25 protein-coding genes and 1 pseudogene are annotated in these 26,660 nt (G+C 53.6%); 1 reads left to right on the forward strand and 25 read right to left on the reverse strand.

The features are described from left to right. Positions 1-41: 41 nt before the first annotated feature. The 5 genes from caiD to HOL66_00800 are packed head-to-tail and all read right to left on the reverse strand — an operon-like array spanning position 42 to position 5,913. The gene (gene caiD / locus HOL66_00780) at positions 42-827 is read right to left on the reverse strand and encodes a crotonobetainyl-CoA hydratase (protein MBT5242759.1); all 786 of its coding nucleotides are present in this window, start codon (positions 825-827) and stop codon (positions 42-44) included. 1 nt (position 828) lies between these two features. Next, a complete protein-coding gene (locus tag HOL66_00785) occupies positions 829-2,868 on the reverse strand; it encodes an acetate--CoA ligase family protein (GenBank protein ID MBT5242760.1) in 2,040 nt (679 codons plus the stop codon). Beyond that, positions 2,868-4,028, reverse strand: a complete 1,161-nt coding sequence (locus HOL66_00790; GenBank protein MBT5242761.1) for an acyl-CoA/acyl-ACP dehydrogenase — start codon at positions 4,026-4,028, stop codon at positions 2,868-2,870. The genes HOL66_00785 and HOL66_00790 overlap by 1 nt, the downstream gene beginning before the upstream one ends. Further along, positions 4,028-5,017 carry an L-carnitine dehydrogenase gene (locus tag HOL66_00795; GenBank protein ID MBT5242762.1) on the reverse strand — a complete coding sequence of 330 codons (990 nt, stop codon included), beginning with the start codon at positions 5,015-5,017 and terminating at the stop codon, positions 4,028-4,030. Before HOL66_00795 ends, HOL66_00790 begins: the two co-directional genes overlap by 1 nt. Then, positions 5,014-5,913 (reverse strand): 3-keto-5-aminohexanoate cleavage protein, encoded by a 900-nt coding sequence (locus HOL66_00800; GenBank protein MBT5242763.1) that lies wholly within the window; start codon positions 5,911-5,913, stop codon positions 5,014-5,016. The genes HOL66_00795 and HOL66_00800 overlap by 4 nt, the downstream gene beginning before the upstream one ends. Positions 5,914-5,951: 38 nt before the next feature. Between HOL66_00800 and HOL66_00805 the strand changes: the two genes are divergently transcribed. After that, positions 5,952-6,962 carry a GlxA family transcriptional regulator gene (locus HOL66_00805; protein ID MBT5242764.1) on the forward strand — a complete coding sequence of 337 codons (1,011 nt, stop codon included), beginning with the start codon at positions 5,952-5,954 and terminating at the stop codon, positions 6,960-6,962. Here HOL66_00805 and HOL66_00810 read toward each other — a convergent pair. The 20 genes and pseudogenes from HOL66_00810 to ccoN form a co-directional block, all read right to left on the reverse strand. Further along, the gene (locus tag HOL66_00810; GenBank protein MBT5242765.1) at positions 6,957-7,418 is read right to left on the reverse strand and encodes a thioesterase; all 462 of its coding nucleotides are present in this window, start codon (positions 7,416-7,418) and stop codon (positions 6,957-6,959) included. The two genes, HOL66_00805 and HOL66_00810, sit on opposite strands and share 6 nt — an antisense overlap. A gap of 12 nt (positions 7,419-7,430) precedes the next feature. Next, positions 7,431-9,047, reverse strand: a complete 1,617-nt coding sequence (locus HOL66_00815) for a 5-guanidino-2-oxopentanoate decarboxylase (protein MBT5242766.1) — start codon at positions 9,045-9,047, stop codon at positions 7,431-7,433. Positions 9,048-9,073: 26 nt separating this feature from the next. Beyond that, complete coding sequence (locus HOL66_00820; protein MBT5242767.1) at positions 9,074-11,053, reverse strand: FAD-dependent oxidoreductase; 1,980 nt, start codon at positions 11,051-11,053, stop codon at positions 9,074-9,076. A 13-nt stretch (positions 11,054-11,066) separates the two neighbouring features. Next, entirely contained in the window at positions 11,067-11,894 is an 828-nt protein-coding gene (locus HOL66_00825; GenBank protein ID MBT5242768.1) for a pirin family protein, read from the reverse strand. 30 nt (positions 11,895-11,924) lie between these two features. Then, positions 11,925-12,830: a dihydrodipicolinate synthase family protein gene (locus HOL66_00830; protein ID MBT5242769.1), complete on the reverse strand. Its 906-nt coding sequence runs from the start codon at positions 12,828-12,830 to the stop codon at positions 11,925-11,927. 3 nt (positions 12,831-12,833) lie between these two features. Beyond that, positions 12,834-13,877 (reverse strand): proline racemase, encoded by a 1,044-nt coding sequence (locus HOL66_00835; protein ID MBT5242770.1) that lies wholly within the window; start codon positions 13,875-13,877, stop codon positions 12,834-12,836. Positions 13,878-13,892: 15 nt separating this feature from the next. Beyond that, positions 13,893-14,627, reverse strand: a complete 735-nt coding sequence (locus tag HOL66_00840; GenBank protein ID MBT5242771.1) for a sulfite exporter TauE/SafE family protein — start codon at positions 14,625-14,627, stop codon at positions 13,893-13,895. Continuing rightward, entirely contained in the window at positions 14,627-15,646 is a 1,020-nt protein-coding gene (locus HOL66_00845) for a D-cysteine desulfhydrase family protein (protein MBT5242772.1), read from the reverse strand. The genes HOL66_00840 and HOL66_00845 overlap by 1 nt, the downstream gene beginning before the upstream one ends. A 37-nt stretch (positions 15,647-15,683) precedes the next feature. Further along, a complete protein-coding gene (locus HOL66_00850) occupies positions 15,684-16,340 on the reverse strand; it encodes a DUF3394 domain-containing protein (protein ID MBT5242773.1) in 657 nt (218 codons plus the stop codon). 124 nt (positions 16,341-16,464) lie between these two features. Next, a pseudogene (locus HOL66_00855) lies at positions 16,465-16,743 on the reverse strand (alcohol dehydrogenase catalytic domain-containing protein). Between the two features lie 13 nt (positions 16,744-16,756). Continuing rightward, entirely contained in the window at positions 16,757-17,944 is a 1,188-nt protein-coding gene (locus tag HOL66_00860) for a glycine C-acetyltransferase (GenBank protein ID MBT5242774.1), read from the reverse strand. A gap of 78 nt (positions 17,945-18,022) precedes the next feature. Beyond that, a complete protein-coding gene (locus tag HOL66_00865; GenBank protein ID MBT5242775.1) occupies positions 18,023-18,334 on the reverse strand; it encodes a hypothetical protein in 312 nt (103 codons plus the stop codon). A gap of 393 nt (positions 18,335-18,727) precedes the next feature. Next, on the reverse strand, positions 18,728-18,955 hold the full coding sequence (ccoS, locus tag HOL66_00870) for a cbb3-type cytochrome oxidase assembly protein CcoS (protein MBT5242776.1): 228 nt from the start codon (positions 18,953-18,955) through the stop codon (positions 18,728-18,730). Between the two features lie 12 nt (positions 18,956-18,967). Next, positions 18,968-21,301: a cadmium-translocating P-type ATPase gene (gene cadA / locus HOL66_00875; protein MBT5242777.1), complete on the reverse strand. Its 2,334-nt coding sequence runs from the start codon at positions 21,299-21,301 to the stop codon at positions 18,968-18,970. Between the two features lie 5 nt (positions 21,302-21,306). Beyond that, positions 21,307-21,798 carry a FixH family protein gene (locus tag HOL66_00880; GenBank protein MBT5242778.1) on the reverse strand — a complete coding sequence of 164 codons (492 nt, stop codon included), beginning with the start codon at positions 21,796-21,798 and terminating at the stop codon, positions 21,307-21,309. Between the two features lie 26 nt (positions 21,799-21,824). Then, complete coding sequence (gene ccoG / locus HOL66_00885) at positions 21,825-23,276, reverse strand: cytochrome c oxidase accessory protein CcoG (protein ID MBT5242779.1); 1,452 nt, start codon at positions 23,274-23,276, stop codon at positions 21,825-21,827. An 80-nt stretch (positions 23,277-23,356) separates the two neighbouring features. Beyond that, complete coding sequence (gene ccoP / locus HOL66_00890) at positions 23,357-24,223, reverse strand: cytochrome-c oxidase, cbb3-type subunit III (GenBank protein ID MBT5242780.1); 867 nt, start codon at positions 24,221-24,223, stop codon at positions 23,357-23,359. A gap of 2 nt (positions 24,224-24,225) precedes the next feature. After that, positions 24,226-24,387, reverse strand: a complete 162-nt coding sequence (locus HOL66_00895; protein ID MBT5242781.1) for a cbb3-type cytochrome c oxidase subunit 3 — start codon at positions 24,385-24,387, stop codon at positions 24,226-24,228. Positions 24,388-24,398: 11 nt separating this feature from the next. Continuing rightward, the gene (ccoO, locus tag HOL66_00900) at positions 24,399-25,118 is read right to left on the reverse strand and encodes a cytochrome-c oxidase, cbb3-type subunit II (protein ID MBT5242782.1); all 720 of its coding nucleotides are present in this window, start codon (positions 25,116-25,118) and stop codon (positions 24,399-24,401) included. A gap of 16 nt (positions 25,119-25,134) precedes the next feature. Further along, the gene (gene ccoN / locus HOL66_00905) at positions 25,135-26,610 is read right to left on the reverse strand and encodes a cytochrome-c oxidase, cbb3-type subunit I (GenBank protein ID MBT5242783.1); all 1,476 of its coding nucleotides are present in this window, start codon (positions 26,608-26,610) and stop codon (positions 25,135-25,137) included. Positions 26,611-26,660: the final 50 nt, after the last annotated feature.

The following is a 26,660-nucleotide window of genomic DNA, read 5'->3' on the forward strand; positions in this document are numbered from 1 at the left end:
TCCCTCCCTACCTGCATAATCTTTTTTTGTTCCTGTTGGTATTATTTTCCCTTCCACACAGGCTCGCGCTTTTCAGCAAAAGCCAATGACCCTTCCTTGACATCCTCACTGCCATAAAGAATATCGACGGTTGGCAGTTTACGGTTTGTCACCTGCGACAAGGCTTTATGAAATGTCATGCCTTCGGTTTCACGGGCGACTTCCTTGATGGCGGCGAAAACCAATGACGGCCCGGATGCCAGAAGGTCGGCAACTTCACGGGCTCGCTCCATCAGTAAATCCTGCGCGACAATTTCATTAATCAAGCCCCAGTGCAGGGCTTCGGGGGCATCCATCCAGCGACCGGTGAATAAAAACTCCATAGCCACATGATAAGGAATGCGCTTGGGCAATTTAATCGTCGCAGCATCCGCGACCGTACCCGCCTTGATTTCGGGCAGGGCAAAACGCACATGATCGGCGGCGATGATAATATCGGCTGATAAGGCAATCTCGAAGCCGCCACCAACCGTCATGCCATTCAGTGCGGCGATCACCGGTTTGTTCAGGTTCGGCAATTCCTGCAAGCCGCCAAAGCCGCCTACACCGTAATCGGAATCCGGAACTTCACCTTCGGCGGCTGCCTTCAAATCCCAACCGGCCGAAAAAAACTTGTCTCCGCCACCGGTGATAATGGCCACCTTCAAGTCGGGGTCATCGCGAAAGGATGCAAAGACTTCGCCCATTATACGGCTCGTCGCCACATCGATGGCGTTTGCCTTTGGCCTGTCGATGGTGACTTCAAGAACAGCGCCGCGGCGCTCAACCTTAATCGCATCTTCTGTCATCTTATTTCTCCAGTCTTATAAGGGCGTCCACAGCAACCGCCCCGTCAGATTTGACGATAAGCGGGTTGATATCCAGTTCGATTAATTTGTCTGCGTGATCAAGGGCGAATTTCTGAACCCCGATCACCGCATTGATAACAGCGTCCAGGTCAGCCGTCGCCTGACCCCTGTGCCCCAGTAGCAGGGGGGCTGCCTTCAGCGACAGGATGGACTGCCTGATCTCATCGGCCTCTGCTGGTATTAATATGATGCAGGAATCGCGAACAATTTCCGCCAGGATACCACCAAAACCAACAAGCAAATGCAGACCAATAACCGGATCACTGGTAACCCCGATGATCAATTCGCAAAGCGGGTTTTCGCTCATCCGTTCAACAAGAACGCCCTCGCCCTGATTAAAAAGATCAGTGGCCGCAGCGCGCACGTCGGCCTCGTTTGAAATACCCAGGCGCACCGCGTTCTGTTCGGTTTTATGGACAAGTTCCGCCCCGACAGCCTTGAGTACAAGTGGATAGCCCAGCGCCTGACCCGCCGCCACGGCTTTGTTAACGGAGCCACACATGCGGCCTTCTGGAATTTCAATGCCGTATTCAGCCAGTCGTTGCTTGCTTTGCCATTCGTTCAATGTTCGCACATCGTTTGAAGATAGTGGTCCGGGCAGGTGTTGGAATGGCTGGGCCGAACGGGGTGAACCCAACTTGGCCGCGGCGCTGATCGTCGCCATGGCGTCATCGATTCCTGACAAGGGGGTGATGCCCATTTCCAACAGACCCGTCACCACCCGCTCAGGCATATTTTCAGGCAAGGTCGCCAAAACGGCGGCGCGGCTCCCGGTTTCGTCAGCCGCCGCTTTCAGGGCGCGAAGGGATACATGCCATTCATCGTCACTGCCACTTTCTTCGCGGGGGAAATCCAGAACAATAATATTCAGGTCAAAACCGCTCTTCATCACCGCCGTGAACGTCGCCCCCAGACGCTCCTCATTGGCCCAGTCGAACATGTGATAATCAAACGGGTTGGAAACCGTGACCAGTTCATTGACGGTTTTCCCGATGCGTTCGCTGTCGACTTTCGTGAAGGGGCGGAAGTTAATGCCCCGGTGCGCCCCGACATCTGAAATCAGGGCCGCCTCGCCGCCTGAACAGCTCATGCTGACAACGCTGTTACCGGCAAGCGGCCCGCCAACGTGAAGCAGCATCAGGGTTTCGAGAAACCGGGACAGGGTATCAACCCGGGCGATCCCCAACCGGCCAAAATAGGCATCCATGACCACGTCACTACCCGAAAGAGAAGCCGTGTGACTAAGGGTCAGGCGGGCCCCACCTTCGGATTTGCCGGATTTAATGGCAACCACAGGAACGCCCTTTGCGTGAGCTTTTTCCATAACCGCCGCCAGCGCTTGCGGATCACTAATCCCTTCCATGTGAAGGCCAATGGCGGTGACACGCGGATCATCAAGAAAGGCCTCGATCAGGTCCGGCACGGTAACGACGGCCTGATTGCCAACCGTCGCCATGTAAGCAATGGGCAAGCCGCGCCTGTTCATGGTCAGATTAATGGCGATGTTGCTGGACTGGGCCAGTATGGCAACACCGCGCTCAACCCGTTTTCCGCCATGGACGTCCGGCCAAAGCAGGGCGCTGTCCAGATAGTTGATCAAGCCGTAGCAATTAGGGCCAATAACCGGCATCTCGCCCGCCGCCTTTATAAAGGCGTTTTGCAAATCTTCGCCTTCCTCGCCGGTCTCTTTAAAACCCGAGGCAAAAGCCGTCGCCCCGCCTGCACCCATGGCGGCAAGAGATTCAATCACCTCAATCGTCTGGTTGCGATTGACGCCGATGAAGGCCGCGTCAGGGACACCGGGAAGCGCTTCCACATCGGCAAAGCACTTGTGGCCGTGAATGTCACTACGCTTGGGATTTATCGGCCAAAGAGCGCCAGCGTATCCAGCCCGGTCGCATTGCTCAACCACCGCTTCGGCAAAGTGGCCGCCGAAGACGGCTATCGATCGCGGGCGCAGGAGCCGGGATAAATCCATCATTATCCGCCGATAGGCCGCAATAGTTCGCGCGAGATGATGTGGCGCTGGATTTCACTGGTTCCATCCCAAATACGCTCGACCCGGGCATCCCGCCAGAAACGTTCAAGCGGCAGGTCGCTCATCAACCCCATGCCGCCATGAATCTGGATTGCCTCATCGGTTACACGAGCCAGCATTTCAGTGGCGTAGAGCTTGGCCTGGGATATGGCAAGATTGGCGTCGACACCCTGATCGAGCTGCCAGGCTGCGGCCAGGGTGAGAAGATCGGCAGCGTCGATTTCGGTAATCATGTCAGCCAGTTTGAATGACACACCCTGAAACTTGCTGATCTGCTGGCCGAACTGTTTTCGTTCCGTCGTCCAGTTCAAGGCCAAATCGAAAGCCCGGCGTGCGCGCCCGACCGAAAACGCCGCCACAGAAAGCCGGGTCGCGACGAGCCAGGTATTGGCCACTTCAAAGCCGCCGCCTTCTTCCCCCAGCATCTGGTTTGAGGGCACCCGGCATTCATCAAAATTCAAAATACAATTATGATACCCACGATGCGAGACCGACTGGTAACCATCGCGGATTTCAAAACCGGGGGTTCCCCGATCAACCAGAAAGCATGATATTTGCTTGCGCGTGCCCCGCGACGTTTCATCTTCGCCGGTGGCCACGAAAACGATGATAAAATCGGCAATGTCTGCATGAGAAATGAAATGCTTGGTGCCGTTAATGATCCAGTCATCGCCGTCTTTGCGAGCCACAGTTTTCATACCACGCACGTCAGAACCCGCATCAGGTTCGGTCATCGCCAAGGCGTCAATTTTCTCTCCCCTGACACACGGATCAAGATAACGGGCGCGCTGCTCGTCATTACAGGCGCACAGGATGTTGGATGGTCGTCCCCAGAATGTGGTTAAGGCCATGGAGGCCCGCCCCAATTCCCGCTCAAGCAAGGTGAAGGTCAGGTGATCGAGGCCACCGCCGCCAAATTCTTCCGGAATGTTGGCCGCGTAAAACCCCAATTCCAGAACCTTGTTTTGAATTTCCCGGCCCATGTCGGGCGGCACCTGTCCGGTTCGTTCGACTTCTTCCTCCAACGGGTAGAGTTCTTTTTCAACAAAGGCGCGGACCGTGTCCACGACCATTTCCTGTTCATGGCTTAATCCGAAATCCATCACCAGTCCCCTTTTTGAAGACGCGCTTTGTACTGTCCCAGCACTTCACCCGCCCCGTAATTTTGGCTTTCAAGTCCCTGCATGACCGAAACCAGACAATCATCGCGCAGACGTTCCAGTTCGCGAATGGATGTGTCACCCGCCTGTTCGTCGGACTGCCTGGCAATCTTGTCGATCAAGTCGTCGGTCAAGTCCGGGACATCCATCAGCTTGGTCCACGGCAACTTAAGAGTTGGGCCGAATTGCTCCATAAAATGTCGCATTCCGCCGGTTCCACCGGCAACCCGGTAGGTCATGAAGGTTCCCATAAATGCCCACCGCAGACCGGGACCGAAGCGCATGGCATCGTCTATTTCTTCGGCCGTGGCGACATCGTCGTTGATCATCCACAGGGCTTCTCGCCACAAGGCTTCCATCAGGCGGTCGGCGATGAAGCCATCAATTTCCTTGCGAACATGCAAGGGCCGCATACCAATGGAGGTGTAAAATTCCATTGCCCGCTCTTTGGTTTCCGGTGATGTCAAATCGCCGCCGCAAATCTCGACAAGCGGCATCAGATAAACCGGGTTGAACGGATGACCGACGACAAATCTTTCAGGGCCCTTGATGCCCGCCTGAATACGAGAGGGAAGCAAGCCTGACGTTGAAGAGCCAATGATCACTTGCGGATCAAGCACCTGACAGAGCTCTGCCAGAACGGAAATTTTCAAATCCTCGCGCTCGGGCAAACTTTCCTGAACAAAATCTGCGGCCCCACCGACTTCACCAATACTGCCAGCAAAGCGAATCGTACCTTCGCCGGGCAGTGAAGAAGGAGAAATTTTCTGATATGCGCGGCGGGCGTTTTCCAGAACCTCGGTGGTTTTCTTCTCATTCTCCGAATCGGGATCGAAGACAACCACATCCAGCCCGTTAAGCAGGCAGCGAGCCGCCCAACCAGCGCCGATAACCCCGCCGCCTAGCAATCCAACCGTTTTAATTTTGTTCATTGTGTGCGCTTCGTTATTTCAAGTTTCTGGCGCACTTCATCCGGGCCAATAACCTTGACGTTCATGTTTTCAAGAAGCGTCGTAGCGCGCTCGACCAAGCCAGCGTTAGATGTCTTAACCCCCTTGGACAGGTAGATATTGTCTTCCAGTCCGACTCGCACGTTGCCGCCAGCAAGGGTTGCCATGGCGACAAAGGGGATTTGCATACGACCAATTGAAAACGCCGAAAAGACAGCCTTTTCCGGCAAGGCATTGACCATCGCCATAAACGTATTTGGATCATCGGGCGCGCCGTAGGGAATGCCCATGCAGAGCTGGATCATCACCGGATCATCAATCAGGCCTTCCTTGATCAAATCCTTGACCATGACGATGTGACCAAAATCGAAAACTTCCAGTTCCGGTCGCACCCCCATGGCTTTCACCTGTGCGGCCATGGCACGCAAGGTGTCGGGTGTGTTGGTCATCACATAATCGCCACCGGCGGCAAAATTCATGGAACCACAATCGAGCGTACAGATATCGGGCAGCAGGTTGGCGACATGAGTAAGGCGTTCGGTGGCCCCGGCCATATCAGTGCCCGCATCATTGAGCGGCAAAGGTGTTTCAGCACCGCCAAGCACAAGATCGCCGCCCATCCCCGCCGTCAGGTTGATCACCGCATCAACATCGGCGGAACGAATACGATCAACGGTTTCCTTAAACAGTTCAGGGTCGCGCGCGCCCTTTCCGGTTTCCGGATCACGAACATGGATATGAACGATGGCGGCACCGGCCTTGGCCGCGTCAATGGCCGAGTCCGCAATTTCCTGCGGGGTCACCGGCACATGTTCACTTTTATCGGCGGTGTCACCGGCACCGGTGACGGCGCAGGTCAAAAATACTTCCCAGTTCATTATCGCATCCTCCCCATTTGATTTAGTGGTCAAGTCTATTGCCCACGCGCCTGCGCTTTGATACATTTTTCGACAATATGATACCTTTATCGACAAATAATCTGACTGAACATCTTGGTTTTCTGCTTTTGCCGAAATTCAGCAGCCTGTGTCTGGCCAATGCCCTGGAACCGCTCAGGGCCACCAATCTTATTGCCGGGCGTCCGCTTTACCGATGGAGCCTGTATTCCCCTGACGGCGAAGACGTGGTCAGTTCCAGCGGAATCACGACCGGGCCGATCAAACCCCTGAATGAAGCCCGCGATGTAGACGCTCTTTTTGTGGTTTCCAGTTACGACTACAGACGTCAGATATCCAAGCCACTACTCAGAGATCTGGTCAGCCTGTCCCGGCACATCCCCACTCTTGGTGGCCTTGATACGGGAAGTTTCGTCCTTGCCGAGGCGGGTTTGCTTGATGGTTACCACGCCACCATTCACTGGCAAGAATTGGCAATTTTTGAAGAAGCCTTTCATGATGTTAGCCCTGTCAGCGATCGTTTTGTCATTGACCGCAATCGAATCACCGCTGGTGGAGCAACAACAACCCTTGATCTGATGCTTCATCTCATTCGCGCAAGCAACGGCGAAGCCCTGCGGTTGGAGGTAGCGGCCTTATTTATTTACGATGGAACCCACGTCGCCGAAGAACCGCAACGCCCGCCGCCACCCATAGACAGTTTGCCTTTTCCCGCCGACATGGGGCCGGTTATCGCACTCATGGAAACCAATATCGAAGCGCCCCTGAAGATCGGTGAAATTGCCCGCCGTCTTGGCCTGTCACAAAAGAAACTTGAACGCCGGGTCAGGCGTATCCTCAACACAACACCGGTCGCCTATTATCAACACATTCGCCTGTCGGCAGCACGGTCCATGGCTTTGGAAACCGTTATGCCCATTTCTGAAATAGCCGTGCGAACAGGGTTTTCCTCAGCCAGCGCCCTGACTCGCGCCTTTGCCCGGCATTTTTCCATCACCCCAAGTGATTTAAGGCGACGAGCCCTGCTATAGATTTGCGACGCTGCGACCGGCCCAATCGGGAAGTTCCGCAACACACGCTTGCCTAAGCGACGCCTGGGCCTCATCAGACATCGCTGCTGTTTTTCCGGCGCGGGTATCAAAATGCAGGCCTAAGCATTCAAAAGTCGCCCGTTGCACCCCATCCACATGCATCACATGGGCAATACGAAGGCGCTTGGCGTCAAGGCCAAGAACAAGTGATTCAATTTCCATAACCGCCGGGGCGCGAACTTCCTGTAAATACCGGACATGCGTTTCGACGGTGTAGAGAGCAGCCCCCGTGCGCTCAAAATAAGGAACGCCAATATCGAAATGCTCCTGAAGCGCCCATGTGGCATTGCTGAAAGGAACAAGATAATAGGCTTCGTTTAAATGCCCGTAAGCATCAAGCCAGATATCCTGCACGGGTTCTGAGTGCAGCTGTAAACCACCGGCATAAGAACTCATTTAATGATCCTATCAATTTTCAGAAAACACAGACTGCCTGACATCAATAAGCCAAACCCCGGATCCATCCTGCGCTTGCCGCACGTCAGCAGCCAGATCATCCAGCCCACCGGGGCGCAGATAGTGTACGCCGTAAGCATCGGCAAGCTTTTCAAAATCAGGATTGTGTAACTCGACGCCGGTCTTCTTAATGCCTCTGGCTACCATATCATCACGGATTTGGCCAAAGGCCGAGTTGTTCCACATGATGATTGTTAGGTTGAGATCAAGCTCAACGGCGACAGCCAGTTCCTGAAGGGTAAATTGGAAACCGCCGTCCCCGGCAAGGGCCACCACCGGTGTTTCCGGGGACGCCAGTTTGGCGCCAATTGCCGATGGCATGGCGATACCCAGGGTGCCAAAACCACGCGGATGAAACCATGACTTGGGCCGCGCCGCGGGGAAAATTTCATTGCCCGAGTAGGCAATCTGGGTCATGTCCGTAAAGACCGTCGCCGTATCGGGCAGCGCCCCATGCACAGCCAGCAAAACCCGCCGATGGGTTTGCCGAAGCTCTGTTTCATTATCAGCGGCGACTTTGCGCATACCACGGACCCGCTCTTCCATGCCCCTGACATCATTCGCCTTCTTGTCCGACAACGAGTCCGCCAATGCGCCAAGCGCCGTAGCCCCGTCACCGATCAGGCCAATGGTGGGAACGTACTGGGCGTTGACTTGTTCAGGGTCGATATCGACACGCACCAGTGCATCCGGCAAAGAAAGACGATCAACCCAACTGTCCGTTTCGGCTAACTCAGTGCCGACAGCGAGCACGACATCGGCCTCGGCCAGAAGATTCTGGGTCTCCTCGTGGGCTAACATGCCCGGCAAGTGAAGAGAATGGTCATGTGCCAAAAGGCCCTTCCCGGCGACCGTGGTGATAACCGGCGCTCCAAGGAGTTCGGCCAGTCGGGCCAAATCATCTGCCCCACCCCCATCGGAACCCCGAGCGCCACCACCGGCGATAATGACAGGCATTTTGGCCTCGGCAAGCATGGCAGCGGCGCTGGACAATCCCGCCGGATCAAGGGTCGGTTTGGATGCCCGTGGCCCGGGCTGCCAATCCTCATCAACTTCCATGGCCACCACATCAAGCGGTATCTCTATATGTACGGGACGTGGACGAGCGCTTTCAAAGACGGTGAACGCCTTATCAATCAAACCCGGCACTTCTTCGGGCGACATAGCGGTTGCCGAAAAAGCGCATAGCTGTTCGGTGACGCTGCGCTGGTCGACTATTTCATGCAAGCGGCCAAAGTTATCATCCAAATCGGCGGTTTTACGCACTGTCGATATAACCAGCATGGGCACGGAATCCGAATACGCCTGACCCATGGCCGTGGCGATATTGGTGACGCCGGGTCCGGTAATAACGAAGCAGACGCCCGGACGCCCACTGATACGGGCGTATCCGTCGGCCATGAAACCGGCACCCTGCTCGTGACGCACCAACACATGTTGGATGGGACTGTTCGACAGGCCGCGGTAGAGATCCAGCGTATGAACACCGGGAATGCCAAACACAGTATCAACGCCGCGGCGCTCCAACAATCTGACCAGTGCCTCACCGCATGTTTGTTTTTGTGTCATGATTCATTCCAGCTTTAAGCAAAAAATTATAAATTCAATCCCAGGGCACGGCCTTCATAGATGGCCGCGACGGCCAGCCTTGGTGACACGCAGTCGCCAATGGAATGAACCTCTAAATCACCTTCACCAAGGTCGTCAATAACTTTGCTTTCAGCGACATTGGTGGTAGCCAGAACCAGTGCATCTGCTTTGATGAATTCTTCCGAACCATCGAGCAGATTTCGAACGGTGCCGCCTTCGTCTTGCCAGTCAATCAGGGCCGACTCGGTCATCCACAAAGCGCCATTCCTCTTCAATTGCTCGCGCAATGTTCCGTCTGCCGCCGTTCGCACAATCCATTTTCCGACCATAGCAGCGCCGGTGACGATGATCACCTCGTGTCCCTGCAAAGCCAGATGCAATGCCGTACCGCCACCGCGCCAGTCGCTGGTGTCATCAACGAGCAGGACCTTTTTGCCGGGTCTTGCAGCATTTCCCATGATGTCTTCCACTGACCAGACATTGGCTTTGTTGACACCCGGCAGCTCATCAATACCCGGAATACCGCGCTGAAAACCGGTTTCTGCTGGCAATGAACCCGTCGCGACAACCACACAATCGGCCTCGTAGCCATCGATCTCGTCTGCCTCCACATAGGTATGGTATTTGATCTGCACCTGAAGTTTCTCCAGTTGGCGTCCATACCACTGAATCAATTCGATAATCTGTTCGCGGCGCGGCTGCATTCCGGCCAGACGGAACTGACCACCCAGTTCCCCCGATGCCTCAAGCAAGGTCACCCGGTGCCCGCGTTCTGCCGCCACGCGTGCGCACTCAAGACCGGCAGGGCCACCGCCAACAACCAGAATGTGGCGCGGGGTATCTGCAGGTGTAAAGCGATCTCCGCCCCATTCAAATTCCCGACCTGCCGATGGATTGACCAGACAGGATATCCAGTAATCCCGGGAACGCCGCCCCCAGCACATCTGATTACACGAGATACAACCGCGAACGTCTTCATCACGACCTTCCCTGGCCTTGTTAGCCAGATGCGGGTCGGCGATTTGTCCACGCACAAGACTGACCGTGTCGGCCTGCCCTGCGGCAATAACATAGTTGGCGTTCTCCGGGGTTCGGATATGGCTTTCGGCCTGAATGCGCGTGTGTTTAACCACCTGTTTGAGAGATTCAGCCAAAGGTACGCCAAGTTTTTCACCAAAAAAGAATGTCGGCATCAATTCGGCAAAATCGAAATAGCTGGCCGTGCCGCATGAAATATAATCGACCAGTGCCCGCTCGTCATGATAGGCAGCGATTTCCTGCAGGGCTTCGTTACTGAGGGCAATGTCTGTCTTGTGATCGGATGCCGTCGCCATACCGATGATGAAATCTTCCCCAACCCGGGCTCGAATCCTCGAGGTAATTTCGGTCGAAAACCGCATACGATTCTCAAACGATCCGCCCCAGCGATCATCACGACGATTGTTCCATGGCAGCCAGAACTGATCAATCAGGGCGTTGTAGGCGGCGAACAATTCAACGCCATCAAACCCGGCTTCATAGGCCCGCCTCGCTGCTTCGACAAAGCTCTCGATGATTTCTTCAATTTCCGCTTCGTTCATTTTGTGGCTGCCGTCGGCATCATGAAATGATGGCAATCCAGACGGCGACCAGTTGGGTTGAAAGGAAAGATCGTAATCACCGTGTTGGCCCACGTGATAGAGCTGGTGGATCATGACCACGCCTTCGGCCTTGCAGGCATCGGTAATTTTTCGAAAAGCAGGAATGATCGCATCGTCCCCGTGGCGAAAATTACCCCGCGTCAAAACGCCGGTGGCATGAACGGGTACAGGCTCAACGACGATCATTGCCGCCCCACCCAATGCGCGCTCAAGGTAATAACCCAAATGACGCTCTCCGGGCAGCCCCTGCGTTGCCATATTGGCTGTATGAGCACCAAAGACGATACGGTTGCGCAGAGTTTTGTGCCGTAAGTCGAGGGGCTCAAATAAGGGGAGGTGCGCCATCAATTCCCGTCCTTTAAAACCGGCCATTCTGGAAATCATCAATGGCCTGGCGGATTTCATCTTTGGTGTTCATGACGAAAGGTCCATATCGGGCAATCGGTTCACCAAACGGGCGGCCAGCCAAAAGAATAAACCGCCCACCCATGGAACTGTTGACGCTGACATGGTCTCCTTCACTTAATATCGCCAAATGGTCCGACGTCACAGGCTCTCCCGCGACGTCCACCATGCCATCAAAGACATAGATAAAAGACGTATGAGCAGCAGGCACGTCCTGTTGATAGACACCCCCACCGGGTAAGGAAACATCCACGTACAGGGGTTCAATATCGATGCCGTTGACAGGCCCTTCGACCCCGTCCACGACCCCCGCAATGATACGAATTTGCGTACCGTCTTCCCTGTTAACGGTGGGCACATCTTCAGGATCGATATCCTGATAACGCGGTTTACACATTTTTCTCGACGCCGGAAGATTAACCCACAACTGGAAGCCACTCATCTCCCCTTCGCTCTGTTCGGGCATTTCAGAATGAATGATGCCGCGCCCTGCGGTCATCCATTGAACACCGCCGGGCTTAAGCAAACCCTCCGCGCCCGTATTATCACGATGACGCATCAGCCCCTTGATCATATAAGTGACGGTCTCGAAACCGCGATGAGGATGATCGGGGAAACCGGCGATGTAATCGTCAGGGTTTTCAGTGCCAAAATTATCGAGAAGAAGAAACGGGTCGAGTTCTTCAAGCATTTGGGATCCGATTGACCGCCTGAGGGTAACTCCTGCTCCGTCGGATGTCAGCTGGGACTTAAGAACGTTGGTAACAGTGCGTTGGCTCATCGCGTTAACCTCCACAAAAAAGCAATGCCTTTATGCCTCGGCAAGAAGGGCCTGAATGTCTGACCTGGCAGACATTAGAACGACGCGCAGATTATCCACATCGGACTCCGGCAGGGGTTTAAGCGGCGGCCGCACCGTGCCTGCGGGAAGGTCAAAGAGTTGACAAGCGAACTTGGTGCATTGAATAAGCTGCCCGCCGCCTTCAAGAACGCTGGTTAATTCCGGCAGTGCCGCCATGATCCGCCGGGCCTTGACAAAATCATGCTGCTTCACGCAAGCGTCATACAAGGCAACGACTTCTTCGGCGAAGAAGTTGCCCATGGGCGTGACCCAACTGGTCGCCCCCCAGACGAAGAATTCCAGAGCCTGATCTTCGGCCCCACAGCTCAGCTCAATACCGGGATAATGATTGGCCAGCAAATGAAGGCGATTGATATCGCCACTGGCTTCCTTGATCGCCTTGATGTTGGGACTTTTTGAAACAAGATCAAGATAGTCCTCGCCCATGCTGACCCCGGTGCGGCCCGGATAATTATAAAGCATGATCGGCAGGCCTGTTGTCTTGTCGATGGCCAGACAATGGGCGGCGTTTTCCTGTTCCGTGGGTAACGAATAATAGGGTGCGGCAACAAGCAGGCCGTCGGCGCCTGCGTCACGGGCAGCTTCTGCATAACCACAAGCGACCGCGGTACTAATGTCATTGACCCCGCAAATAAACTGCGCCCGCCCGCTGATAACGTCACTGGCAAACTGGAACTGGCGAACCCGCTCTTCGGGCGACAGTGCATAAAACTCACCGGTGGTGCCACCAACGATAATGCCATACACACCCTTGTCGAGCATGTATTCGATGACCGTGGCAAAGCCGTCTTCATCAATGGAGTGATCGTCATGAAGCGGCGTGATCACCGGTGGTATAATGCCCTCGAATTTCATTGATTAATCCTCTAGTTCCGCAAGTGCCGGTCCCCAAGTGTCGGACAGGGAGAAACCTTCGGGGAACGGGTCCGTCGGATCAAGCCCTATCTGCTGAAATCCGTATATCCATGCCCGTCCGGTAACCCGGGGAAGAACAACAACCTTCTCGCCCAGCGTGTCGGTGCCAAGAAGGCTGACCTCAAATTCACTGCCGATAATCGAGATTGTCTTTGTTTGATCGCCCACCGTGACCTCGCCGCGCGCGAACTGGGTCGCCAGATTTGCCGAACTGCCCGTCCCGCAGGGCGAGCGATCGACGCGACCCGGGGACATGGTCGTACAGGTACGGACGAAATCCGGCTGACCGCGATCACGAAACATAACGTAGGCGATGCCATTGATTTCAGGTGTCGTTGGATGGACCACAGGATAATCCCGGTTGCAGGCGGCTTTCAATATCATCCCGGCTTCAACCAGCTCTCGTGCATTGTCAGGGGTGATGGTCAGGCCCAACTGCTGGACATCGACGATGGCGTAGAAGACACCGCCAAAAGCCAGATCAACACTGACCTCGCCCCATTCTTCGGTGCCGATGACCTGATCAAGACTTTCCACAAATGACGGCACCATATTGAGCGAGACCTGCTGAGCGCGGCCATCCTGGCAACGAGCCGTTGCCCGAACCAGCCCTGCGGCCGTATCCAGAGTGATGATGGTTTCAGGTTCTACCATCTCAATGGTGCCGGTTTCCAAAAGGGCCGTAACCACACAGATGGAATTACTGCCGGACATAGCATGGGCCTGATCGGGTTGCAGGACGATAAACCCGGCATCGGCGTCCGGATGTGTCGGTGGAGTCAGAATGTTGACCGATGCCTGAACGCAACCGCGGGGTTCAAAAATCAGAAACTTGCGAAGTTCCGTACCCGGCCCCGGTGCATTCAGATAGGCCAACTTGGCCGCCATGGTGTCGCCGGGAATATCGATAATCCCGGACGTTACGACCTTGCCGACCTCGCCTTCGCAATGAACATCAACAAGCTGTACGGTTTTCTTCCAGCGCAATGATCCAGCCTCCCTTTAGATCAACAAGGTAATACCCGAAAGCAGGATCAAGCCAATGATAATTCGTTTAAACAGGTTATCGTTCAGATGCGGGTAAAATTTCACGCCAAACCAGGAACCGATGATAACGGCGGGTACACACCACAAAAAATCAACAAGGGTGCGTTGGGTGATCATGCCGCTGGCGGCGAACGTGGCGACCCCCAAGCCATGCATGACAATCACAAAAGGCTGGTAGGTTCCGCGTTGCAAATCTTTTGGCCAACCCCTGATGCCGACAAACAAGGTTGGCAACAATCCGGACAACCCGGCAAAGCCACCCATGAAACCGCCACTTAAACCGACAAGGCCATCAACCGGGCGGCCGCCGGCCTCACCAACCGATGTATGTGGACGGAACAGCATCCAGATACCATAGGCGACCAGAAATGCACCGACGACGATGCGAAAAATATCCGGCCCCATATAATTTAAAGCCCAGGTGCCGATGGGAACGCCAAAGACCCCACAAACCACAAACGGCCACAGCCTCGAGAAATCCAGAGTTTTGCGCAATTTGTAAAGCGGCGTCATATGCATCATAAACCCGCAGGCAACAACAAGGGGGATGGCCGCCACCGGTTCCATAATATGTAACCAGACCGCATTGAGGATCAGGGCGTCGGCAAAGCCAACAGCGCCAATGACAAACGCCGCGGCAAAGGCTCCCGCGATCAGCACCGGCAAATAAAGGGTCGGGTCGAGGGCCATTATATATTATCGCTCAATAATGGCTCCAGATCGGCTTCGTAACCAAACACCGCAGGTTGGCCGCCCGTATGGATAAACAACAGCTTCTGCCCAGGCTCAGCTTGACGGGCGCGGCTCAGAAATCCGGCCATGGTGCGCCCGGTATAAACCGGGTCAAGGATGATGCCTTCACAATGGGCCGTCAGTTTGATGGCTTCGAGAACGGCGTCATTCATCTTGCCATATCCGGGAGCCAGGACATCATCATTGATATCGATGTCATGATCGGAAACCGGATTTTCAATACCTAACAATTCAGCAATTTTCTGACACAGGCCGACAATACGTAGGCGTTGTAATTCTTCAGACCTGCGAACGCAGATGCCTTTAACGGCGACGGAGCAGCCAAGGGCACGCAGGCCAAAAAGCAATCCCGCATGGGTCGCCCCGCTACCAGAGGCAACGATGATTTCATCGAACATGGCGCCTGTCTTGTCAAATTGTTCGACCAGTTCCCGTGCCGCGTCAACATAGCCCAAAGATCCCAATGGCGGGTGCCCCGCCCCCAGATGAATAACGTAAGGCTTTTTACCTTGCGCCCTTAAATCCTCGGCAATGTCTTCAAGGTTTTGATCAGCGCCTTCTTCATTTTCTCCTTCCGGGAAACTGTACAAGGTCGCCCCCAGAATCCTGTTGAGCAGCACATTTCCCGAGTGTCGATAAAGGGGTGACGGATTGGCGACACGTTCTTCGAGCTGGATGTGGCATTCCATGCCAACTTTGCGGGCCGCAGCTGCGGCCATGCGAACAAAGTTTGACTGAACCGCGCCGGTAATCAGGATGCAGTCGGCTCCTTGGGCTGCCGCCGCGCCAATATAAAACTCCATCTGGCGCGCCTTGTTGCCGCCCATGCCCAGGCCCGTACAGTCATCACGTTTGATGAACAGACCCGGACCAGCAAGGGCCGTCGTCAAATTGGGCATTTCCTCCAGCGGTGTCGGTGTGTGGCTCAACAACACACGCGGAATGTCAGCCAGCACGCCAAGGGCTGAAGACGTCACTTTCCAAAAACCTTTCTTATGCCTCGGTTTTACGCCGCCGCTGGCTGATGACAATGAAGCCTAACAGGATAAGAGCCGGTATGTAGAACAGTTCTTTAGGCATACGATCCGCTTTTTTCTGAATCGTAGACATGATCACCGGGGCGTCGCCGTAATAATCGAACAGGCTGCCGATACTTTGGAAAAACGGCGTTCCCTGCATTGGCTCCTCGATTTTAGTCAAGCCGTCTTCAACGGTTACTGACAGTCCAGCGGACCGCAAACGTTCCGCGGCTTCTAACGGCCGCCCCAGGGGAACCATCAATGTCGTCGTTGTCTGTTCGCCGGTATCATAGTCGGGCCCGGTAACAACAACGGTCATCATTCCGTTTTCCGGAACATCGTTGACGAATTCGTACACCTTACTTGGATTTACGGGAATAAAAGGCGATACGATCTGATCCAGCCAAAATCCGGGCCGGAACAGGGTAAAGGCAACCAGCAACAAGGCGACGGTTTCCCATATCTTGTTTCGAACAAGGAAAAATCCCTGCGTTGCCGCTGCGAACAGCATCATGGCTATGACCGCAATGACGAATACGAACACCGCCTTGATCGGCCCGACATTAATCAGCAGCAATTCGGTATTGAAGACAAACAGGAATGGCAGCAAGGCCGTACGAATGTCGTACATGAAACCCTGAATACCGGTCTTGATCGGATCGCCGCCGGAAATTGCGGCAGCTCAGCCTGATTTCCCTGATAAACAGGGAAAATATAGGGAATTTTTATACTTTTGGCCCCTAAATTGCTCCCTGACCTTCCCCCGACGCCCGTTGTCCAACCTGATACTTTTTAGCCGCAGCACCTGTCTCAACAATCTCGCCAAAGAATTCATGACCAACCACCATCGGCACAGGAATTGTCGCCTGTGCCCACGCATCCCAGTTATAAATATGCAGGTCAGTACCACAAATTGCCGTTTTTTTGACACGGATCAAAACATCATTTGGCCCAGGTTCGGGTAGAGGCACTTGCTCCACCCATATGCCCGGTTCAGATTTTGCTTTAACCAAGGCCTTCATTAAGTTTGGCATTTGGGTATCCTATTTAAATAAGACCAAGCTCACGACCGACCTCAATAAACACATCAATGGCACGGCTCACATCATCACTGCTGTGTGCAGCCGACATCTGGGTGCGAATTCTGGCTTGTCCCTCGGGCACAACTGGGAAGGTAAACCCTACGACATAAATACCTTTTTCAAGCATCCGAGCAGCCATATCCTTGGCTAGGGATGCATCGCCAATCATCACCGGAATTATTGGATGATCGGCCCCTGCGAGGGTGAACCCGGCCTTGCTCATCTCTTTCCTGAACAGATTACTATTGGCCGATAAACGCTCACGTAAGTCATCTCCGCTTTCGATCAAATCGAAAACTTTAAGCGTCGTCGCAGCAATCATCGGGGCAAGGGTATTTGAAAAAAGATACGGACGGGAGCGTTGGCGCAGCCAATCGATGACTTCTGCTTTACCCGAAGTATATCCGCCGGAAGCACCGCCTAAAGCCTTGCCGAGGGTTCCGGTGATGATATCGACGCGCCCATCGACGCCGCAGTATTCGACAGAGCCACATCCATTATCGCCAAGAAATCCAACAGCGTGGCTATCATCGACCATCACCATGGCATCATATTTTTCAGCCAGATCACATATCCCTTTCAGGTTGGCAATAATACCATCCATTGAAAAAACACCGTCGGTGGCAATTAGTTTAAAACGGGCTCCTTCTGCCGCAACCAGCTGTTCTTCCAGTGCTGACATATCGTTGTTGGCGTAGCGCAGTCGTTTAGCCTTGCACAACCGGACACCATCGATGATCGATGCATGATTTAAGGCATCTGAAATGACCGCGTCCTGCTCACCGAGCAAGGTTTCAAAAAGCCCGGTGTTTGCATCGAAGCAACTGGAATACAGAATGGTATCTTCCATGCCCAAAAATGTTGAGATTTTCGCTTCCAGCTGTTTGTGTTCTTCCTGAGTGCCGCAAATAAAGCGCACCGAAGACATGCCGTATCCATAGCGATCGAGAGCCGCCTTTCCAGCTGCAATAAGATCTTCACTGTTTGCCAAACCCAGGTAGTTATTGGCGCAAAAGTTAAGAACGTGCTGGCCGGAGTCGATCTCGATTTCGCTACCCTGCTTGGACGTAATGACGTGTTCGGATTTATAAAGGCCCGACGACTTTAAAGTCTCAAGCTCATCGCTCAGGCTGCTAATAAATGTCTTGGTCATGACAGGTCTTCTTTCATTCGGCGTTTTGGGATTTTAGCCAATCAGAAAAATATGATGCATAGCTGCGTTCAATTCCGATCATCCATTTGATCGCTGTTTTCGATGAATAATAGCAGGTATCCCGGCCATTATAGTACGGTTAGCGTGGCCTTCAGGAAGCCCCTCGTTTGCCAAAGAGATAAAACCTCCCTGACGTAAAGCATCCTCAGTAGCTTCTCCTTCAAGTGAAAGCCAGCAAAGATAATCGCTAAAGGCACTTGCGTGTATAGACCTGTCCGGGAAGTTGGCGTTTATGTTATCGAGCAACTCTGGTTCATCATCCAGCCTGCATGAAATTAGCCAGGACCGGGGCGACAACCAAACGGCGTAGCGCTCATCTGCTTGAGCCACAAGCCCGGATAATAAGGGGAATTTACAGGGGAATTTTCAATAATTGAGGTCAGGAAGCCAATCTGCACATCAAGACTGGGAGATGAATGGAAAGAAATTGTGAGTACGTTAATTATCGGCATGGATAAAAAATAGTCTGACATTGTGGATGGTTGTGGGGGCACGCAAGCACCTTTACCGAACAAGTGCGAAATGGTGGAAGAATTCGGTATAAAGTCTAATCATCGGCGGGATTATTGAATTACTTAACATACCCAATTCGCACCCCCCTCCTCGTCGCTTAATGCCCGTTGTTGGAGGTAAAGCGGACGTCATTTGGAGCTGGTGTTTGAATCCGAAAATGACCCAAAACAGACCTTCTGTAGGTCACGTATTTTAAGAGCTGAAACGGTTTTAATCCGGCGTTGATGCCTTATGTTGAACTTTCAGGTCTTTTTCGGCGGGCGACTTTTCTGAATTGGCGAGAAGTTGTTGGGAAGTGTCTTCATCGTCGAACAGAATACGATTGGCGGCGCCTTCCATGTCCTCAAACTGACCAGATTTCAGCGACCACAGGAAGGCGGCCAAAGCGATACTGCCGAGCAACAGTGCAATCGGGATCAGGTACAAAAGGATGTCCATCGATCTTGTTTCCTATTTTCGCGCAAGCCTGAGCGCGTTGACGATCACCACCAGCGACGACGACGACATGGCGATGGCCGCCACGAGTGGCGAGACGTAGCCCAGGATCGCCAGCGGGATCGTCACTGTATTATAAAGGAAAGAGAAGACGATGTTCTGTTTAACCAGAGCATCGGCCCGGCGGGCCGTCAACAGGGTTTCGACGACCGGTTGCAGGCACTCTCCCTGAAAAACAATGTCGGCAGCGTTCTGCGAAATATCCGCCGCCGTCGAGGGCGAAATCGAAACCCAGGCAGCGGCCAAGGCCGGTGCATCGTTAAGGCCATCGCCAACCATCAACGGGTATTGCCCCGCCGCTTTCAGCTCTTCCAGCCGGGCGACCTTATCGGCGGGCAGGGCTTCGGCGCGCCAAATGTCGATACCGGCGTTTCGGGCGACGTCGGAAACAACTGTCTCACGGTCACCCGAAAGCAGTTCCGGCTCCAGCCCCTGATTGACCAGGCTATCGATGACTTCCGTAGCGTCCGGTCGCAATTTGTCCTGAAACTGAAAGCGATACGGCACGTCTCCGGGACGGGATAACCACAATTCGGGAAGATCGCTGCCCGTCGCGCCGCCGCCGCACCATGCCCCGCGGCCAAGACGGATCTCCCCTTCGGGGGTCGACAAACTCAGGCCGCGACCGGGAATTTCCTCAACCCCGGAAGACGGAGTAGCCGCAGGAACGGTACGGACGAGAGCCCTGGAGAGCGGATGCTTGCTATTGGCCGCCATGGACGCTGCCAATTCAAGGACCTCGGGATCGGTCCCCTGTGACAGTAGTTCCGGCTTACCCTGTGTCAGGGTGCCGGTCTTGTCGAAGACAACCTTGTCGGCCAGGGCCAGGCGTTCAAGGGCGGCCCCCGATTTCAACAGGACGCCACGGCGGAACAGGCGACCGCTGGCGACCACCTGCACCGTTGGTACGGCCAGAGCAAGGGCGCACGGGCAGGTGATAATCAGCACCGCCACGGCATAGAGCAAAGCCTGTTGCCAGCCGATGTCGGTAAACAACATCCATCCGGCAAAGGTCAACAGGGCGAGGCCATGAACGACCGGGGCGTACAACCTGGAAATACGGTCGGCCAGGGTGACGTAACGGGATTTCGACTGCTCGGCGTTTTCCATCAGGCGGACGATCCCTGACAGCAGGGTTTCTTCGCCGGAGGCCGTCACCCTGATTTTCAGGGGGCCTGATAAGTTGAGGGCCCCGGCCTCGACGGGGTCGCCAGGACTGACCGGGTGCGGCAAGGTTTCGCCGTTAATCAGCGATCGATCGACCTCGCTCTCGCCCTCTATGATCTCGCCATCGATAGCTATCCGTTCGCCAACACTGGTCAGCACCGTCATGCCGGGGGTAGTCTTGTCGGGGGGGATGACTTTCGTGCCACCATCCGTATCAATGACCGTCACGGCGGCTGCGGAAAGTGACAGCAGATGCTCGCCGACAGCGCGCGCCCGCCCCCTTGCACGGAGGTCGAGATAGCGTCCTACCAGCAGGAAAAAAAGCAGGGTGAGGACAGAGTCGAAATAAACGTGTTCGGTTGCCCGGATCGTTTCGAACAGACTCATTCCGGCAGTCAGAATAAGCGCCAGCGAGATCGGGACATCCATGTTCATGCGTCCCCGGCGCAAGACGCTCAAAGCCGAACTGAAAAAATGCTGTCCTGCGTAGATTGTTGTCGGCAAGGCTATCAGGGCCGACAGCCAATGCAGCAGGCTACGGGTCGAAGGCCCCATATCGTCGCCGACCCCGGACCACACAGAAACCGACAGCAGCATGACGTTGCCGGCGGCGAAGCCGGCAACGGCCATAGCCCTGAGCAACACGTTCTGGCGCTGTGTGGTTTCATGTTCCAGCAATGCCGGATCATACGGGGCAAGGCGATAGCCAAGGGATGTAATTTTTGCAACAAGCTGATCGGCGTTGGTATCCTTACCTTTCCACGTCACAATAAGGCGCCGTGTCGTCATGTTGAGGCGGGCTGAAATCACACCTGGATGCCTGACCAGTACATTTTCGATCAACCAGACGCAAGCCGCACAATGAAGACCGCCAACCATTAAATGAAGGGTGAGGTTGTTATCCTTGTCCCGTTTTACGAAAGACGCATAGTTTCTTGGTGTTTCTTCATCATCCGGCTTGAGCGCAACTTCGTCGGGATCAAGGGAACGTTGATTGTAATAACGCTCTAGTCCCAATCCACGAACCAGCTCAAAAGCAGCCTGACATCCATGACAGCAAAAATCTTCACCACCCAGGCTACCCTTGGGAATTTCCAGCCCACAATGGTGGCAATCGGCCATAATTATTAAGGGGTCACAATCCGCTCGACGCGCTGATAATCATCTTTGCCGCGTCGGGCGAGAATACGAAATTCCCATTGGCCTTTCAGGGGAAGGCTAAAGGGCACGCGATAACGACCATTACCTTCATGCAGGACGAAAAATTCCTGATCGAAGCCATCATGGGTTGGCCGGGTTGCCAGAATTTTAACCGTTAAATCCGTCAAAGGATTTCCCGCCTTGTCTGAAAATTTGACATGGGCTAGGCCCGTCACGGGGATGCTGCTTCCCGTGAACTCAATTTCCATTTCATCATGCCACTCCAGAGCCTGTTGGCGTTTGGCTGCATCAAGATTATTGTTATAAGCCAATCCCTTGGCGTAATGCTGCTCGGTCTCAAGGCCCGTCCAGGTATTGAGCGCATAATAGACCAAGAAGCCGTTGGCGATCAGGACGATGGAAAATCCTGCGATGATTATCCATAAGGGCTTTTTTGATGAGGTTACGGGGCCGGGCATTGAAAATTCCATTGTTATCGGGTGCTTCAATCTTTGGGTCCGTAGAAGAATGTATCCTGTTCGGCTTTATCATCGCTTTCAAGATCAATCAGTTCTAATTCCATTTCGTTTGAGGCTTCATCCAGAATATCCGCAGGTGCGCGAACAAAGACACGGAAAGTTCCAACTCCGTCCGCCCTTACCGGTAACTCAACGGCCTCAGCACCATCTTTTTCAAAACCAATGACCGTGATCAAAGCCTGATCGATTCCACTGACCTCGAGCCTGAATACCCGTTGACGGTTTTCCATGTTGAGAATTTTCAGGGTGTAACCGTTGCGAATATCCCCGTTCGACAGGGTAACGAACAAGGGAGAACGATCGCGTTGTAAATTGATTTCCAGATTAGCGCGGGTGGCAAACGTAAACACCATCAAGGCTAAAACCAGAATCAGGGTAAATGTGTAAATAAGCGTTCGCGGGCGAATCAGATGAAAGGATGTAGGGCGTCCCGCCGCCCGGGCATTCATGTTGGCGATAGAATCATAAGCAATTAGATTGCGCGGGCGCTTAAGCTTTTCCATGATTGAATTACAGGCATCAATACAAAGCGCACAGCCAATGCATTCCATTTGCTGACCGTCACGAATATCGATTCCTGTCGGGCAAACGTTGACGCACAAATTACAATCAATGCAATCACCTAACTGAGCCTGTTCTTTATTTTTTGATTTGCCGCGTGGTTCCCCGCGCCATTCTTCATAAGTGACGATCAGGGAATCTTCGTCGAACATGGCACCCTGAAAACGCGGCCAGGGGCACATGTATGTACAAACCTGTTCGCGCGCCAATCCGGCCAGTACATATGTCGTTGCCGAAAACAGGCCGATAAACCCGTAAATGGTGAACGATGCACCTCCGCTAATAATTTCGCGTGTCACCGTGGGTGCATCGACGAAATACCATATCCACGCTCCGCCTGTGGCAACCGCGATCAACAACCAGATCACATGTTTGGTGCTGCGGCGTGCCATTTTGTTCAGGCTCATGGGTGCCGCATCCAGCTTAAGGCGTTTATTGCGATCACCCTCCACCCAACGTTCGACCAGCATAAATAGGTCCGTCCAGATCGTTTGCGGACAGGTAAAACCACACCACACACGCCCGGCAAGAGCCGTTACCAGGAACAGGCCAATGGCGCCAAGGATCAAAAGCCCCGTCAGGTAATAAATTTCCTGTGGCCAAATTTCGATTTCAAAGAAAAACAGGCGTCGCCCTGTTATGTCAGCGAGGATTGCCTGATCGGGCATGCCAGCGCCACGATCCCAGCGCAACCATGGAAGGACATAATAAAGTGCGAGCAGGATGGACAACACCACCCATTTTAAACGACGGAAAAAACCCGCTATGCGCTGCGGATGAATTTTTACCCGGCTGGCATAAAGAGGGCCGTCAAACTCGGCACCCGCGTCGTCAGGTTTGTTTACATTCATATCCATCTGTATTTTTTATCAGACAAATCGGGGGATACAGTGTTAACCGCATCCCCCGTTGTTGATGTTTTCAGTGCAAACGGTTGTTATTGACCGCCGCCCAGCGAGTGAACATACAAGCTGACCTGCTTGATTTCGACGTCACTCAAACGACCAAACCATGCCGGCATGACACCATGCTTTGGTGAGCCTATTTGAGTGCTGACTGCTTTTTCATCCTTACCAAAAAGCCAGATGCCGTCAGTCAAGTTAGGTCCGCCCATATCGGCAACGCCTTTGGCTTCTTCACCGTGACAAGAAGAGCACTCGTCTTCAAATACGGCTGCACCACGTTTTGCCGCATCCGCATTACTTGCTTCATTGGATAGGGACAAGACGTACTGGGTAACGTCGGTAATTTGCGATTTCTCAAGAACTTCGTCTGCCAGAAATTCCGGCATGGAACTATCGCGAGTGTCATCGTGGCCGGAACGGATGCCGAATGCCACAGTCGTATGAATATCTTCGCGGGTTCCACCCCAAATCCAGTCATCATCTGCCAATACCGGATAGCCTGGGGCACCCGAACCGGCGGCACCATGACACGGCGCACAGTTTTCAGCGAAAATGAATTTCCCACCCGCCATGGCAAAGTTAAGAAGCTGCTGGTCAGCACCGATTTCATCGATGCTCATCGTGTTAAATTTTGACGACCACTGAGAACGTTCCTGTTTGAGCGATGCCAGATCCTGATCAAGGTCGGCCCGGGAAGAATACCCGCCCATGCCCTTGGTGAACCCTGAAAGGCTCGGCCAAGCAGGGTAAACAACCCAGTATCCAACGGAAAAAACAATGCAGGCGTAATAGGTGTATAGCCACCATTTAGGCATTGGCGTATTGAGTTCCTTGATGCCATCCCACTCATGGCCGGTGGTTTCCTGGCCGGATATCTCGTCTTTTTCGACATTAGCCATGATTAAACTCCATTGCTTTCGTCTTTGAAGATGATTTTTGCATCGTCTTCAAAACGTTCTTTATTTCGGGGCAAAAAAGCCCACAACACGATGCCGCTAAACAGCATCACCATCCATATGACCCAGGTCGATCGGGCTAATTCATAAAGGGTTTCCAATGTCATGTTTTCCTCCCCTAACGCCGGTTCAATTCGGGTTTGTAGGTGGTGAAATCGACCATCTGGCCGAGCACCTGCAAATACGCAATCATGGCATCCAGTTCCGTAACCTTGTCGGGATTACCGTCAAAATCGCCAATGGCTGCCTTTGGATAGCGAGCAAGAAATCCATCAACATCACTATCTTCACCATTTGCCTGGATGTTGACGTCAGCGACGGCACTTCTGATTTGCTCATCTGTATACGGATCACCAACCTGGCGAAGCGTGTACAGATGCTCATCCATATTCAGGTAGCTAAGTTGACGTTCGGCCATAAAGCCGTATCCGGGCATGATCGATTCCGGAACAACGCTTCTGGGATCAATCATATGGGCGACATGCCAGTCATTGGAATACTTGCCGCCAACGCGGGCCAAATCGGGGCCCGTTCGTTTTGAGCCCCACTGGAAAGGATGGTCGTACATGCTTTCAGCAGCCAGAGAATAATGGCCATAGCGTTCCGCTTCATCACGGAAAGGACGGATCATCTGGCTGTGGCACAAATAGCACCCTTCGCGCAGGTAGATGTTACGCCCCGCCAGTTCCAGTGGAGAATAGGGCCGAACACCCTCAACTTCTTCGATTGTGCTTTCAATTGTGTACAAGGGCACAATTTGAACAAGGCCACCGACAGAAACCGTTACCAGAATGGCGACGATCAACAGGATCAGGTTTTTTTCGAGAATTTTATGCATTTTATTTCCTCCGATCCTAATTTCCGCCAACGGCAGCTGCCGTTGACGCACCAATCGGTGTTTCGTTACGAACATGCCCCTTGATGGTTTTGACCAGGTTGTAAACCATGATCAAAGAGCCCAGCAGGAACAGGACGCCGCCCAGACCACGAATGACGTAGTACGGATGCATGGCTTCGACCGTTTCGATGAACGAATACTGCAGGAAGCCCAGTTCATCATACGTTCGCCACATCAAGCCCTGCATGATGCCTGATACCCACATGGACGAGATGTAAAGGACGATACCGACGGTGGCGATCCAGAAATGCGTGTTGACCAGGCGCAGCGAATACAGGCGTTTGCGACCCCACAATCTGGGCACCAGATAATAAAGCGCGCCAAAAGTAATGAAGGCATTCCAGCCCAGAGCGCCCGAATGCACATGGCCAATGGTCCAGTCCGTGTAGTGGCTTAGCGCGTTGACCGCCTTGATGGACATGAGTGGTCCTTCGAACGTGCTCATGCCGTAGAATCCGACTGACGTCACCAGGAAGCGCAGGATCGGGTCCGTACGCAGTTTGTCCCATGCCCCGGAAAGGGTCATGAAGCCGTTAATCATGCCACCCCAGGACGGCATCCACAGCATGACAGAAAATGTCATACCCAGAGTCTGCGTCCAATCCGGAAGCGCCGTGTAATGCAGGTGATGCGGACCGGCCCAGATATAAAGGAAGGTAATCGACCAGAAGTGAACCACCGACAGGCGATATGAATAGACCGGTCGTTCGGCCTGTTTGGGGATGAAGTAATACATGATCCCCAAAAAACCAGCCGTCAGGAAAAAACCAACAGCATTATGGCCGTACCACCACTGGGTCATGGCGTCCTGAACACCGGACCAAAGGATGTAGCTTTTGGCGCCCGTAAACGATACTGGAACAGCAAGGTTGTTGATGATGTGCAACATCGCAATGGTCAGGATAAAGGCCATGAAAAACCAGTTGGCGACGTAAATGTGCTTTTCCTTACGGGTGAAGATCGTACCGGCGAAAACGACCAGATAGATCACCCAGACAACTGTCAGCCACAGGTCAATAAACCATTCCGGCTCGGCATATTCCTTGCTTTGCGAGAAGCCGAGCACGTAGCTCAAGGCAGCCATAACAATGAATATTTGGTATCCCCAAAAAATAACATGAGCCCACTTTTCGCCACCGAAAAGCGTAACCCGGCTGGTTCGCTGAACAACATACAGGGATGTCGCGAGCAGGATGTTTCCGCCAAAGGCGAAAATAACTGCTGATGTATGAACGGGACGTAGTCGCCCGAACGATGTCCACTCCAAATCCATGTTCAGGGCTGGAAAGGCAAGCTGAAAGGCGATAAGAACGCCGACGGTAAAGCCGACGACGCCCCAGAAAATTGTGGCAATGACAAATTTGCGAATGGCCTCGTCATTATAGACGGGGGCAGACACGGCAGATGTCATCGGACCGTTTTGGTCTATCATTGTTTGGCTCCGTTTAATTCTATTAATCTTTAGGGAACACTCTATCACGT

It is taken from the genome of Rhodospirillaceae bacterium (assembly GCA_018662005.1).
Classification (GTDB): Bacteria; Pseudomonadota; Alphaproteobacteria; order Rhodospirillales; family JABHCV01; genus JACNJU01.

What these genes read in the sequence shown, in the direction of transcription:
- caiD (MBT5242759.1), bottom strand. Translation starts at nt 827, where the DNA reads ATGACAGAAGATGCGATTAAGGTTGAGCGCCGCGGCGCTGTTCTTGAA.
- HOL66_00785 (MBT5242760.1), bottom strand. Translation starts at nt 2,868, where the DNA reads ATGATGGATTTATCCCGGCTCCTGCGCCCGCGATCGATAGCCGTCTTC.
- HOL66_00790 (MBT5242761.1), bottom strand. Translation starts at nt 4,028, where the DNA reads ATGGATTTCGGATTAAGCCATGAACAGGAAATGGTCGTGGACACGGTC.
- HOL66_00795 (MBT5242762.1), bottom strand. Translation starts at nt 5,017, where the DNA reads ATGAACAAAATTAAAACGGTTGGATTGCTAGGCGGCGGGGTTATCGGC.
- HOL66_00800 (MBT5242763.1), bottom strand. Translation starts at nt 5,913, where the DNA reads ATGAACTGGGAAGTATTTTTGACCTGCGCCGTCACCGGTGCCGGTGAC.
- HOL66_00810 (MBT5242765.1), bottom strand. Translation starts at nt 7,418, where the DNA reads ATGAGTTCTTATGCCGGTGGTTTACAGCTGCACTCAGAACCCGTGCAG.
- HOL66_00815 (MBT5242766.1), bottom strand. Translation starts at nt 9,047, where the DNA reads ATGACACAAAAACAAACATGCGGTGAGGCACTGGTCAGATTGTTGGAG.
- HOL66_00820 (MBT5242767.1), bottom strand. Translation starts at nt 11,053, where the DNA reads ATGGCGCACCTCCCCTTATTTGAGCCCCTCGACTTACGGCACAAAACT.
- HOL66_00825 (MBT5242768.1), bottom strand. Translation starts at nt 11,894, where the DNA reads ATGAGCCAACGCACTGTTACCAACGTTCTTAAGTCCCAGCTGACATCC.
- HOL66_00830 (MBT5242769.1), bottom strand. Translation starts at nt 12,830, where the DNA reads ATGAAATTCGAGGGCATTATACCACCGGTGATCACGCCGCTTCATGAC.
- HOL66_00840 (MBT5242771.1), bottom strand. Translation starts at nt 14,627, where the DNA reads ATGGCCCTCGACCCGACCCTTTATTTGCCGGTGCTGATCGCGGGAGCC.
- HOL66_00850 (MBT5242773.1), bottom strand. Translation starts at nt 16,340, where the DNA reads ATGTACGACATTCGTACGGCCTTGCTGCCATTCCTGTTTGTCTTCAAT.
- HOL66_00860 (MBT5242774.1), bottom strand. Translation starts at nt 17,944, where the DNA reads ATGACCAAGACATTTATTAGCAGCCTGAGCGATGAGCTTGAGACTTTA.
- ccoS (MBT5242776.1), bottom strand. Translation starts at nt 18,955, where the DNA reads ATGGACATCCTTTTGTACCTGATCCCGATTGCACTGTTGCTCGGCAGT.
- cadA (MBT5242777.1), bottom strand. Translation starts at nt 21,301, where the DNA reads ATGGCCGATTGCCACCATTGTGGGCTGGAAATTCCCAAGGGTAGCCTG.
- HOL66_00880 (MBT5242778.1), bottom strand. Translation starts at nt 21,798, where the DNA reads ATGCCCGGCCCCGTAACCTCATCAAAAAAGCCCTTATGGATAATCATC.
- ccoG (MBT5242779.1), bottom strand. Translation starts at nt 23,276, where the DNA reads ATGGATATGAATGTAAACAAACCTGACGACGCGGGTGCCGAGTTTGAC.
- ccoP (MBT5242780.1), bottom strand. Translation starts at nt 24,223, where the DNA reads ATGGCTAATGTCGAAAAAGACGAGATATCCGGCCAGGAAACCACCGGC.
- HOL66_00895 (MBT5242781.1), bottom strand. Translation starts at nt 24,387, where the DNA reads ATGACATTGGAAACCCTTTATGAATTAGCCCGATCGACCTGGGTCATA.
- ccoO (MBT5242782.1), bottom strand. Translation starts at nt 25,118, where the DNA reads ATGCATAAAATTCTCGAAAAAAACCTGATCCTGTTGATCGTCGCCATT.
- ccoN (MBT5242783.1), bottom strand. Translation starts at nt 26,610, where the DNA reads ATGATAGACCAAAACGGTCCGATGACATCTGCCGTGTCTGCCCCCGTC.